The sequence below is a fragment of the Micromonospora sp. RTBAU3-60 genome, from assembly GCF_054963695.1.
This window is the reverse complement of the sequence record NZ_JBUEGB010000054.1, coordinates 1-12,239: the sequence shown is the minus strand read 5'-3', so window position 1 is coordinate 12,239 and position 12,239 is coordinate 1. Positions and strand designations below refer to the sequence as shown.

The 12,239-nt window shown below is 70.2% G+C and carries 10 protein-coding genes; 8 read left to right on the top strand and 2 right to left on the bottom strand.

Annotated features, from left to right (window positions below):
- The first annotated feature begins 143 nt into the window (after positions 1–143).
- Complete coding sequence (gene mptB / locus ACY34I_RS31190) at positions 144–1,934, top strand: polyprenol phosphomannose-dependent alpha 1,6 mannosyltransferase MptB (RefSeq protein WP_462758727.1); 1,791 nt, start codon at positions 144–146, stop codon at positions 1,932–1,934.
- On the opposite strand, the gene ACY34I_RS31185 is transcribed toward mptB, so the two are convergent.
- Positions 1,819–2,331, bottom strand: coding sequence for a hypothetical protein (locus tag ACY34I_RS31185; RefSeq protein ID WP_462758725.1), 513 nt, complete (start codon positions 2,329–2,331; stop codon positions 1,819–1,821). The two genes, mptB and ACY34I_RS31185, sit on opposite strands and share 116 nt — an antisense overlap.
- 475 nt (positions 2,332–2,806) lie before the next feature.
- Between ACY34I_RS31185 and ACY34I_RS31180 the strand changes: the two genes are divergently transcribed.
- The 6 genes from ACY34I_RS31180 (at position 2,807) to ACY34I_RS31155 (ending at position 8,717) form a co-directional block, all read left to right on the top strand.
- Positions 2,807–3,748, top strand: coding sequence for a permease (locus tag ACY34I_RS31180; protein ID WP_462758773.1), 942 nt, complete (start codon positions 2,807–2,809; stop codon positions 3,746–3,748).
- Positions 3,745–4,458 carry a TIGR03943 family putative permease subunit gene (locus ACY34I_RS31175; RefSeq protein ID WP_462758723.1) on the top strand — a complete coding sequence of 238 codons (714 nt, stop codon included), beginning with the start codon at positions 3,745–3,747 and terminating at the stop codon, positions 4,456–4,458. Before ACY34I_RS31180 ends, ACY34I_RS31175 begins: the two co-directional genes overlap by 4 nt.
- Positions 4,459–4,557: 99 nt before the next feature.
- Positions 4,558–5,370 (top strand): SAM-dependent methyltransferase, encoded by an 813-nt coding sequence (locus ACY34I_RS31170; RefSeq protein ID WP_462758721.1) that lies wholly within the window; start codon positions 4,558–4,560, stop codon positions 5,368–5,370.
- Between the two features lie 134 nt (positions 5,371–5,504).
- Positions 5,505–6,467 (top strand): carbohydrate ABC transporter permease, encoded by a 963-nt coding sequence (locus ACY34I_RS31165; RefSeq protein WP_462758719.1) that lies wholly within the window; start codon positions 5,505–5,507, stop codon positions 6,465–6,467.
- Positions 6,464–7,294 (top strand): carbohydrate ABC transporter permease, encoded by an 831-nt coding sequence (locus ACY34I_RS31160; protein WP_148804467.1) that lies wholly within the window; start codon positions 6,464–6,466, stop codon positions 7,292–7,294. Before ACY34I_RS31165 ends, ACY34I_RS31160 begins: the two co-directional genes overlap by 4 nt.
- 19 nt (positions 7,295–7,313) lie before the next feature.
- Positions 7,314–8,717 (top strand): ABC transporter substrate-binding protein, encoded by a 1,404-nt coding sequence (locus ACY34I_RS31155; RefSeq protein ID WP_462758716.1) that lies wholly within the window; start codon positions 7,314–7,316, stop codon positions 8,715–8,717.
- 119 nt (positions 8,718–8,836) lie between these two features.
- Here ACY34I_RS31155 and ACY34I_RS31150 read toward each other — a convergent pair whose 3' ends face one another.
- Positions 8,837–11,620: a M36 family metallopeptidase gene (locus ACY34I_RS31150; RefSeq protein WP_462758714.1), complete on the bottom strand. Its 2,784-nt coding sequence runs from the start codon at positions 11,618–11,620 to the stop codon at positions 8,837–8,839.
- A 395-nt stretch (positions 11,621–12,015) separates the two neighbouring features.
- Here ACY34I_RS31150 and ACY34I_RS31145 point away from each other — a divergent pair.
- A partial coding sequence (locus ACY34I_RS31145; protein ID WP_462758712.1) for a helix-turn-helix domain-containing protein occupies positions 12,016–12,239 on the top strand: 224 nt, incomplete at its 3' end.

Genomic DNA, 12,239 nt, shown 5'->3' with positions numbered 1-12,239 from the left:
CATCGCATTAGATTCAGTCCGGGGTGCAGCCGTTCCTGCTGACGACGGCGAGTGACCGCGGCGAGGGCTGCACGTGGGGGGATGGCAGTCGCGGATCGCCTTCGACGGCGATCGCTGCCCGGGCGAATGGTTGCTGATTGCTGATGATGTTGCATAGCGCCACCACAGAGTGCGACGGCCGGGTGTCCGCGCGGCCCCTGAGGTACCGCCTGGCCGCTCTCCGCACGCTCGGGGTGGCGGGTTCGCTGGTGACGGTGGTGGGCGGTTTGCTGGCGGGCGTACGGCCCGTCGGCGAGGTGGCCGTTGACCTGCCGATCGTCCATCAGGTGCGCGCGTCGACGGCACTGTCGGTGGCCGTGGTCTACGTCGGGCTCACGCTGCTGCTGCTCGCGTGGTGGCGGGTGGGCCGGCAGGTTCGCTCCGGTGACATTTCCTGCCGCAGCCTGGCGACCACGGCGGCATGGTGGGCAGCCCCCTTCGCCCTCACCATCCCGATCTTCAGCGGCGACGTCCACAGCTATCTCGCCCAGGGTGCGATGACCCGGGCCGGACTGGACGCCTATCAGGTCGGGCCGGCCGCGTTGGGTGGCCCCCTCACGGTGAACGTGCCCGCCATCTGGCAGCACACTCCGGCACCGTACGGTCCGGTCTTCCTCAACCTCGCCGGTGGGGTGACCGAGGTGACCGGGGGTGGGGTGTGGGTGGGCATCCTCGGGATGCGGCTGCTGGCCCTGCTCGGGGTGGCCCTGTTGGTGTGGTCGGTGCCCCGACTGGCCCGCTTCTGCGGGGTGCGCCCGGCGGCGGCGATGTGGCTGGGCGTGCTCAACCCCCTCGTGCTCCTCCATCTGATCGGCGATGCCCACAACGAGGCGGTGATGCTGGGCCTGATGTGCGTCGGCCTGGTCATGGCCCTGCGGCGTCGACCGGCGGTCGGGGTCGTGCTGCTCACCCTCGCCACGCTCGTCAAGGCGCCGGCGGCGCTGGCGATCGCCTTCGTGGTGCCCATCTGGGCGCAGCAGCTGGCGGGCAGCCGGCCACGGCTGCGGGCCGCGGCGCGGACCGGCGCGGTCGCCGGCGTCACGGCGCTGTCGGTCACGGCGCTGGCCGGGATGAGTTTCGGCTGGGTGCAGGCCCTGGGTACGCCCACCCACGCGCGTACCTGGATGTCCATCACCACCGACCTGGGCTGGGCCGTGGGCACGGTGCTGCACCACCTGACGGGCGTGGGCGTGGAACAGACGAGGCACGCTGTCTGGTTGGTGGGTCTCGTCGTCGCCGCGGGGTTGTGCCTGTCGCTGTGGCGGCGCAGCGAGCGGATCGGACCGGTCACCGCCCTCGGTATGTCTCTCGCGGTGCTCGTCATCGCCGGCCCGGTGGTACACCCGTGGTATCTGCTGTGGGCGATCGTGCCGCTCGCGGCGGCGGCTGGCACCGCGATCCGTCGGGTGGTCACGGGTGGCTCGGTGGCCCTCGTCCTGCTGGTCCTGCCGGGCGGCGTCCAGCCCGGCCTGGCCGCGCTCGTCGGCGCGCTGGCGGGAACGGTGCCCGTCCTTGCCGTGACGGCGGCGTTCCGCCGCCTGCGGCGCGGGCGCGGGTCTGCTTCGCCGGTGGCTGAGCCGGTCGGCTCGCCCGCTCGACCGGCGCTCAGGGCCGGTCGGGTGCTTGGGCGCCGTCGTGGTGGTCGACGGCTTGTCGTGCCCTCAGCGCTGCTCGCCTTCTCCGGCGGTGCTGATCAGCCGGCGCCCGCCCGCCCATTCGGGCCGGCCGGGGTCGATGCGCCGTCCGCCGCCGGACAGCGCCTCGCCCTGGGCGGTGTGGTCAGCACGCGGCGCGGTAGTCGCCCGCCGTGGCGCGCCGGAGCTCCACTCGCAGCGGCGGGTCCGGGGGTCTGTCACTGCTGGTGGTCGAGCGGGCCACACCGTCGGCATCGATGACGGTGATCTCGGTTTCCGCCCTGATCAGGTCGCCGTCCCACTCCCCGTCGAGTCGGTTGAGAAACCGGCCGGGCCCCTCCCGCACCGGGCGGATCTTCAACGAGAAGCGGGTGCCGCGGAAGTTCAGCGGATCGCCCCACACGTCGTAGGTCGTGTGCTGGGTGGCGCCGCAGACCTTGGCCTCGCCGTCGATGTCGGGGCAGTTCTGGCAGCGGTTCGGTGGGTCGCCCTTCAGGTGAAGCACGACGCGCCGGTTGTCGCCGGGTGCCACCGTCACCTCGCCCTGCCAGTAGCCGGTCAGGCCGGGCCGCCCGGGCACCGTCACCCAGGGGTTGAGCAGCCAGTGCGACCCGTAGATGAGGCCGAAGCCGACGACGAGCACGCCGATCAACCCCACGATCGGTAGGAGCCTTCGCTTCCGCCTTCGCCGTGACGGTTCCTCGATGACCATCGCCGCCTCCTCCGGGCCGCCTCACCGTACCCGTCGGGCGCGTCGGGAAAGGACGGCCGTTCGGTCGTCGGCGCATCGGTCGTCGTGCTCGGCCCCGCCGGAGCGCGCCGGGCCGCGGATCCCCGTCGGGCAGCTCATCCCGGCACCTGGTCACCGTCAGGCTGGCCGCGCCGTACCTGTTCCGCACGTGCGTCCACACGCGCACCGACCGGGGAAGGCCCACCATGGCGGGATCGAGCACCGCCATGGCGGACTCTGCGTCACACTGTGGTGACTCTACGATCCCGTCGTCGACTCGAAGAGGGTGGCCGTACTGAGCGCAACCGACCCCGCCGACCTCGTCGCGCCGCCGTCCGCACCACCCCCGCCGGCGTCACCGGCGCCGGTCACCGCACCCGCGTCACCCCGACGCGACCGGGCGATCGGTTCGCTCGAGGTGCTGTGCGTGCTGCTCATCCTCGTCGGTGTCCTGCACCGGCAGGTCGGCGGGGTGGTGGCCGATCCGCGGTTGCAGACCTGGCTGACGGTGTTCGTGTCGGTGCTGGTGCAGGCGGTCCCGTTTCTCGTGTTCGGGGTGGTGTTGTCGGCCGTGATCGCGGTGTTCGTGCCGCGCTCGTTCTGGGCCCGGGCGCTGCCCCGGCATCCGGCGTTGGCGGTCCCGATCGCTGGTGTGGCCGGGGTCGTGCTGCCCGGTTGTGAGTGCGGCTCGGTGCCGATCGCGGGGTCGTTGATCCGGCGTGGTGTCACGCCTGCCGCGGCGCTGGCGTTCCTGCTCGCCGCGCCGGCGATCAACCCGATCGTGCTGACCGCCACCGCGGTGGCGTTCCCGCATGACCCGGAGATGGTCGCCGCCCGCGGCGGCGCGAGTCTGGTCGTGGCGCTGCTGATGGGCTGGCTGTGGCTGCGGCTGGGCCGGGCCGAGTGGATCCGGCTGCCGCACCGGGCGCACCTCGACGGCCTGCCCCGGATGGAGGCGTTCTGGACCGCCTGCCGGCACGACATCGTCCACGCCGGCGGGTTCCTCGTGGTCGGCGCGATGGCCGCGGCGACCATCAACGTGGCCGTGCCCCAGCAGTTCCTGCACGACCTGGCCGCCCGGCCGGCGCTGTCGGTGCTGGCGCTGGCGGCGCTGGCCGTGCTGCTGTCGATCTGCTCCGAGGCGGACGCGTTCGTCGCCGCGTCGCTGTCCCAGTTCTCGCTGACCGCCCGGCTGGCCTTCCTCGTGGTCGGCCCGATGGTCGACCTGAAACTCGTGTCCATGCAGGCCGGCATCTTCGGCCGGCGGTTCGCCGCCCGGTTCGCACCGGCCACCTTCGCCCTCGCCGTGCTCGTCGCGGCCGCAGTCGGGACGGTGATCTGGTGAACCGGGCCGCCCAGGCCGTGGTGATGGTGTTCCTCGGCGGCGCGATCCTGCGCGCCAGCGTCACCGACCTGTATCTCCGCTACGTCAAGCAGGGACTGCGGCCCTTTCTCGTCGCCGCGGGTGTTCTGCTGGTCGTCGCCGCCGTGATGGGGCTGGCACACGAGATCCGCGACCGTCACCGGCCCACCGCAATCGAGGACGACGAGCACGGTCACTCGGGGCCGGCGGTCGGCTGGTTGCTGCTGCTGCCGGCGCTCGCGCTCCTGTTCGTCGTGCCACCGGCCCTCGGCGCCGACACCGCCGCCCGTGCCGGCTCCGCCCTCACCGACAACCAGGACGTCGCATACCCGCCCCTGCCACCCGGCGACCCGGCCCGGCTCACCCTCCTCGACTACGGCTACCGGGCGGTCTACGACCAGGGCCGGACGCTGCGCGACCGCCAGATCCAGCTCACCGGCTTCCTGGCCCCCGGCCCCGACGGCCAACCCATGCTCGCCCGGATCGTGCTGTCCTGCTGCGCCGCCGACGGCATCCCCATCAAGATCGGGCTGCGCGGCGAGGTGCCCCACCTGCCGGCGGACACCTGGGTGCGGGCCACCGGCCGATGGATCCCCCACACCGCCAAGGACCCGGTCAACGACTCCGACATCCCGTACTTCCAACTGGACACCTGGCAGCAGATCACACCACCCGCAGAACCCTACGAATAGCCGCTGCCAGGACACACCCAAGCCACGCCACGCTACGCTGTGCCGAACTCGCGAATCGTCCTCAGTGGGAGGTTGCTCGTGCGGCACGGTGACGAGGCAGTGGCAGATCAGCACCAGCCGGCGTCCGCCGGCATCGACGCCTCGATGCCGCACTCGGCGCGGATCTACGACTACTGGCTCGGCGGCAAGGACAACTTCGCCGCCGACCGCGCGGTGGCGGAGGCCCTGGTCGCCGCGATCCCCACGATCCGGTCCATGGCGGCCGAGAACCGTCGCTTCGTGCACCGGGTGGCGCGCTACCTCGTCGGGCAGGCGGGCGTGCGGCAGTTCCTCGACATCGGCACCGGCATCCCGACCAGGCCCAACCTGCACGAGATCGCCCAGCAGATCGCCCCGGAGACCCGGGTGGTCTACGTCGACAACGACCCGATCGTGCTGGTGCACGCGCGCGCCCTGATGGTCAGCACCGACGAGGGGCGCAGTGAATACATCCACGCCGACCTGCGCGAGCCGGAGAAGATCCTGCAGGACCCGGCCCTGACCGGCACGCTCGATCTCGACCAGCCGGTCGCGCTGACCCTGATCGCGATCCTCATGCTGCTCAAGGACGCCGACGACCCGTGGGGCAAGGTGCGGGTGCTGATGGACATGCTGCCGTCGGGCAGCTATGTGGCCATCACCCACCCCACTGGGGACTTCGACCCGGAGGCGATGGCCGCAGCGGTCGCCTCCGCCAGTCACGGCGGCATGACCCTCGTCCCGCGCAGCCGGGACGAGGTCGCGCGTTTCTTCGACGGATGGGAGCTGATCGAACCGGGGATCGTCCCGGTGCTGGCCTGGCAACCCGACGACGGGGCGCCGAGCGACCCGCACGCCGCCTACTACTGGGCCGGAGTCGCCCGCAAGCCGTGACGGCTCCGCGGCTCTGCCACCCGTGCGCACGATCATCCCCTGCGGACGGTGCGGCACGAACTGGAGAAAATTTCCGGCCGCGAATCGCGGGCGTAAGGATTTCTCCTGATCGATGTCGTTGATAATGTGCTGCCGTGCCTCCCCCGCCGACCGTCACCGCACCACCGGCCGAGCGCGCCCCTACCGAGCCCGGTAACTCCCGCGGACGGCGGCGGCAGCGCCTTCGCCTCCGCGAGGCCGGTCTCGGCTGGCTGCTGCTACTGCCGTCGGTCGTGGTCTTCGCCCTGTTCGTGTTCTGGCCGCTCGGGCGGACCCTGTACCTGTCCGTACACGGCAACGACATCTTCGGTGCCCCGTCGGCGTACGTCGGGGCGGCGCACTACCAGGAGATGGTGTCCGCGGAGTTCGGCCGGGTCCTGGCCACCACCGCGCTGTTCACCCTCTTCTCGGTGCTGCCGGCCGTCGCCGGCGCGCTGGTCGTGGTGCTGCTGCTGGAGGCACGCATCCGTGGTGTACGGGTGCTGCGCACCGCGTTCGCGTTGCCGTTCGCGTTCTCGGTGGCGACCGCCTCGGTCGTCTTCGCCGTCATCTACAACCCGGCGATCGGCGTGGCCAACGGCCTGCTCGGTGCGTTCGGTATCGACCGGGTCAACTGGCTGACCGACCCCTCGATCGCGCTGCCCGCCGTCTGCGCGGCGACGGTGTGGATGAACTTCGGCTACAACGTCCTCGTGCTCTCCGCCGGCGTGGCGGCCATCCCACCCGAGGTCGTCGAGGCCGCCCGGCTGGACGGCGCGACCGGCTGGCGGCTGGCGTCCCGGATCACCGTGCCGCTGCTCTCCCCGCAACTGTTCTTCCTCGTCGTGGTCTCCACGATCCACGCCCTGCAGAGCTTCGGACAGATCCACATCCTGACCAAGGGCGGACCGGACCAGGCCACCACCACCCTGGTCTACTCGATCTACGAGAAGGCGTTCGCCTTCGGCTCGGCGGACTTCGGCGCGGCCAGCGCGCAGGCCGTCGTACTCCTGGTCATCATGCTGGCCTGCACGGCCGTGCAGTTCGGCATCCTCGAACGGCGGGTCCACTACCGATGAGGAAACCCTCCCTCGGCCAGGTCGCCGTCTACGTCGTGCTCGGCGTGGCCGCGATCCCGGTCCTGTTCCCCGTCTACTACGGCTTCGTCGGCGCCGTGATGGGCCCCGGCGACCTGGCGACCTACCCGCCCGCGCTGGTGCCGAGCGAACTGCACTGGCAGAACCTCACCGACGTGTTCCGGTCGGTGCCGCTCGGCCGCTTCTATCTCAACTCCGCGATCCAGGCCGGGATCATCACCCTGGCCCAGGTGATCACCAGCATCGTCGCCGCGTACGCGTTCGCGTTCCTCCGCCTGCCGGCCAGGGCGGCCACGTTCGGCCTGTTCCTCGCCACCCTGATGGTGCCGTGGGAGTCGATCATCATCCCCAACTACCTGACGGTCTCCGGTTGGGGACTGGCCCGCGGCGGGCTGACCTACCTCGGCCTGGTCCTGCCCTTCCTCGCCTCGGCGTTCGGCACGTTCCTGCTGCGCCAGGCCTTCCTGCAGTTCCCCAGCGAACTGCGGGACGCCGCGGTGATCGACGGCTGCGGCCACTGGCGGCTGTTGTGGCGGGTCCTCGTGCCGCTGTCCAAGCCGTCCATCGCGGCGGTCGGCGTGTACGTCTTCCTCTCGGCCTGGAACCAGTACTTCTGGCCGCTGATCCTGATCCGGGACACCGAGTTCCAGACGCTGCAGATCGGCATCTCGCAGCTCAACGACGCGGAGGCCGCCCAGCCAGGTCTGATCCTCGCCGGCGTGGCGCTGTCCCTGCTCCCCACGCTGGCCGTCGTGATCCTGGGTCAGCGCTACATCGTCCGCGGGCTCACCGCCGGCGCGCTGCGTTGAACCGACAGAAGGAGAGCGCATGACCAAACTTCGGCTCCGCCGAACCATGACGGCATTCGTCGCCCTGGTCGCCGTCGCGGCGATGGGCGCGTGCGGCGGCTCGGGATCCGACGCCGGCAGCGACGCGCTCGACGCACCCGGCGCCGAGGTGCTCGAGAAGGCCTCGGGCAAGACCACCATCGAGTTCTGGCACTCGATGAAGGGGGCGAACGCCGAGGCGGTCGACCAACTGGTCGCCGACTTCAACGCCCAGAGCGGGGGCAAGGTCGAGGTCAAGGCGGTCTTCCAGGGCAGCTACGACGAGACGATCGCCAAGTACAAGGCGTCGGTCCAGCAGAAGAGCACGCCGGCGCTGGTGCAGATCTATGACATCGGCACCCGCTTCATGGTCGACTCGAAGCAGGTCGTGCCGATGTACAAGTTCGCCGAGAAGGACTCGTTCAACACGGCCGACATCGAGCCGAACATCGCCAACTACTACTCCATCGACGGCAAGCTGTGGTCGATGCCGTTCAACTCCTCCACTCCCCTGCTGTATCTGAACAAGGAGGCGTTCGAGCGGGCCCGGCTCGACCCGACGAAGCCGCCGCGGACCCTCACCGAGATCGGCGAGCTGGCGAAGAAGCTGACCGTCAAGGACGCCGGCGGCAAGACCATCCAGTACGGCTTCGGCGCCGCGATCTACGGCTGGCTGCTGGAGCAGCTGCTCGCCACCGACGGCAAGGAATACTGCGACCACGGCAACGGCCGGGCGGGCCTGGCCTCGAAGGTGCAGTTCGACCAGGAGTCCGCGGTACACGTCGCGCAGTGGTGGGCGGACCTGGTGAAGGGCGGCTACGCGACCAACACCGGGCGCAAGACCGACGACGCGCAGGCCGCGTTCAAGGCGGGTACGGTCGCCATGCACCTGGAGTCGACCAGCGTGCTGCGCGGTTACGTGGACGCGGCGAAGGGTAAGTTCACCGTGCTCACCGCCCCGTACCCGAAGTTGGACAGCTCGTCGGCGGGGGGACCGATCATCGGCGGGGCTTCGCTGTGGATCGGCGGCGTCGGTCACAGCGCGCAGCAGAAGCGGGCCGCCTGGGAGTTCGTGAAGTTCGCGTCCAGCCCGGCCGCGCAGGCCAAGTGGCACACCGGCACCGGCTACGTGCCGATCAACCCCAAGGCGCTGGACGAGCAGATCGACAAGGACTGGATGGCGAAGTTCCCCCAGTTCCGTACCGCCGTGGATCAGCTGCACGCGCTGCCCCCGTCGGTCGCGTCGGCCGGCTGCCTGCTCGGTGTGATGCCGCAGGCGCGCAAGGCGTCGGAGGACGGCCTGGAGGCCGCGATCGTCGGTAGCAAGCCGGCGGAGCAGGCCATGAAGGATGCCGCCGCGAGCGTCCAGGGCGCCATCGACGGTTACAACAAGTCGGTCGGCTGACCGTCGAACCTGTCCGGCGACGATGCGGGCCAGCTCCGTAGGGAGCTGGCCCGCACCTGTCACCCCGTGGCCGGAGGGAGCGCCCGGGTCCGGGACGCCCCCTCCGGCGTGTTACGGGTTCAGCTGGTGAACTTGAAGTAGGCGCGGTACTGGAATCCGTCGTCGAGGGTCAGGACGAACTCGCGGCAGGTGCCGGCCCAGGCGGGGTCGGTCTTCCACGGGTAGTTGTACTGACCGTTGGCGCTGACCGACATGCTCGACCCGCCCGGGTTGCGCGCGGCGACCGGGGTCGGCCGCGGGGTGACCGACCCGTCCGGGTTGACGGTCTTGAGCGTGTCGCAGTCGACCAGCCGCGAGTACGGCGACCCGGAGGCGAGGATGTCCAGGCCCCGGTTCGCCGACAGCTGGAACTTCATCGGCGCGGCGTCACCGGCGATGACGGTGTTCAGCGCCGGCTGCGCCGAGCGGCCGACGAAGTCACCCCGGCAGGACGGGTGGGTGTCGAACGCCTCCGCGTTGTCGTTGCGACCGGTGGTGCCCTGCACCGCGCTGTAGCCCAGACCACGACGGGCGAAGGAAGCCCAGAGAGTACAGGCGTTCTCCCCACCCGTAAGGGCGGCGTCCGCGGCGATGATCGCATTGCGGCCGGTCACGAAGCCCGGACCACAACCCTGCATCTTCAACCCGTCGATCACCAACTGCAGAGCCAGGTTGTTACCGCCGGTGTTCCACCCCTCGTAGACGTTCGGGTTGAACCCGTGCCGGTCAACGAGGTCCCAGGTCATGTCCCACAGCACGGCCGCCCAGCCGTGACCGATGCCGTGCGGAGCGGCCAGCGACGTGCCGTCCAGCCAGCCGCCGGTCTTGATGCTGTCGTAGGTGAACGGCTGGATCTCCATGTTCCGCGAGTACGGCCGCGGCCGAATACCCCCACCGACCCGGCTGTCCTGGAACAGCGCGTACTGCCCGTACCCGCGGGCCTTCTCCGGGTCGTCGATGGCGGGGTTGAGCAGCGCGGTGATCGCGAGGAAGTCACTCCAACCCTCGCCCATCTGCTCCTCGCCGGTGAGGCAGTTTACCGTCGGACCGCCGGTGAGCCGGTTCGAGACGCCGTGGCCGTACTCGTGGAAGATCGTCTCCGAGCGGAACGAGGCGTCCCGCATCGCCGGCCGGGCCAGGTTCCGCTGCACCCGCCCGGACGCCGGGAGCCCCGCCTTGATGCGGTTGCCGTCGGCCTGACTCACCATGACCGCGGGAATGCCGACCGCCGGGCTCATGGATCCGCTCATCACCGCCGGGGCGCCCGCGACGTTGTTGACCACCACCACTGCGGCGGCGCCGGCCTTCTCCGCGTTGGCCACCTGGGTGTAGAAGTTGCAACCGCTGGTCCGGTCGACCACGGCGATCGCGCCCTGGGTCAGGCTGTAGGCGGTGCAGCCGTCGCCGGTCGCCCCGACGCCGTCGTTGACCAGCACCACCTCGCCGGCGAAGCCGGCGCTGGTGGGCGCGGGAGTGAACCGCGCGTACTCCGCCTCGTAGGTGCCGGCGGCGGAGCCGCCGTCGATGGTCACGGTGTTGGGCAGGCCGAACTGGTTGCCCGGCCAGAGGAACATCTGCATCCGGGGGCGGCCACCGTCCAGCGCCGGCGTGGAGAAGTTGGCGTTGTTCTGGCCGGAGCCGTCGTGCGCCTCGCACTGCACGTCGTCGCCGCCGGTGCCACCCCGGCCGTAGTTGTTGACCTGGAAGTTGCCGGACGCCTCGTCGAACCCGTACCGGTAGCTCAGGTCGTGGACGATGTTGCACCAGTAGAACTGGTTCACCACCGCGGCCTGCGTGTAGGTCTGCGGGTGCTCGTTCAGGTCGGCGGGGAAGTTGAAGGTGAGGCCGGCGCCGCCCTCGGCGGAGCTGCCGGGGTCGATCTGGTTGTTGGCGTCCCGGTCGGTGTAGGCGTGCGCGTTGTTGCCCCGGGTGATGGTGTATTCGGCACCCGGGGCGCCGTCGGTGTCGTGCCAGCCGTACGGCGAGGCGTCCCCGTCCGCCGGGTTGGTGACCAGGGTCTGCGGGCCGTCGTTCGGGTCGCCCTTGGGGAACTCGAAGACGCGGTAGCTGGACCCGTCATCGGCCGGATTCGGGGGGCTGACCTTCGTCGCGGGAATGATGGCGGTGGCGACCTTCGTGGCGGGAGCCTCCCGGCGGCCGAGCGTTGCGGCCAGCTCCGCAGGACTGTCCTGATGGGTCCAGTCGTCGGCGTTGAGCAGCTCACCGGTCTGGGCGTCGATGCTGGCGTTCCACAGGTGCACGTCGGAGGAGTCGTCGATCACCAGCTGCCAGGCCAGCCGCAGTCCGTCGTCGGTGGGCTGCCAGCCCAGCTTCGCCGGGATCGGCTGATCCGAGATCCCACCACCGGACACCATCGTCCGCTGCGCCGCGCCGGCGCTGCGGCTCATCACCTTCGGGCTGGCCGGCTCGGCCAGATCCAGGGCGTCGGCGGCGGCCTGCACGGCCTCGACCGCATCCAAGGACGCGGTGCCGGAGGCCTTCTCCGACAGGCCGGACACCAGACTGTCACCGACGAAGACGACACTGCCGTCCCGGGCGACGCTCACCGTCGCGGTCGCCCCGAACACCTCCAGGTCCTTGTACCGCTGCGCCAGGTTCACGTGCGTGACCCCGTTGTGGCGACTCGTGTAGCTCGACGCCACCGCCAGATCACTCACGTCCGCGGCACGGACACCGTAGTCGTCCGGATGCGCGCGCACATAGGACACGGCGATGTCGTTCGCCGCGCCCTCGTTCGGGCCGGTCAGGAAAATCGGATTCTTCGGACCGGCCCCGTCGGGCTCCGCCCAGGCCGGTCCCCCGGCCAACGACGTCACCGACGCGACCAGGGTCGTGGACAACAACAACGCAGCGTTGCGACGACCACGGGATGGACGCCAATGCAGAGGCACCGTTGCTCCTCTCGGGGTTGGAAAAGACAGCACGGAACGCCGATCCACCACCGCCCGAGGGCGGCCCGCCACGCCCATCCGCAGCACTCACCCGGGCGGTCACGTTCAGTGACCAGACCCGCGCGAGGTGAATTGCATCGACGCTACGGTGCCCCTTGCAGCCGATCATCCGACGAGTGGCGAAACATTCATCCAGCAGCTTCTACTCCTGTCGCGACCCGCCAGTCGCCCCACTGTGGAGGCGTTCACCGCACGGGACGAATCAGCTCAACTGGATGGCGTCGTGGACGAGCTTCACCAGGCTGACTAGTTTGATTAGGGATCCTCATTGATCGTAGGATGATCGTGTGGAACTTCTTCGGCTTGCGAAGGCCGCGAAGCGGCTTGGTGTTCACCCTGCGACGCTTCGCCTGTGGGCTGATTCGGGGAAGATTCCAGTGACGTGGGTGGGCCGTGAGCGGCGGTTTTCCTCGATTGATGTCGAGGCGATGAAGGTCTCCAGCGGCGGCGGGCGTCTTCGGTTGGAGGGCCTGTACGTGCGGGTCTCCGGTTCCGCAGGGCAGGAGTCCTT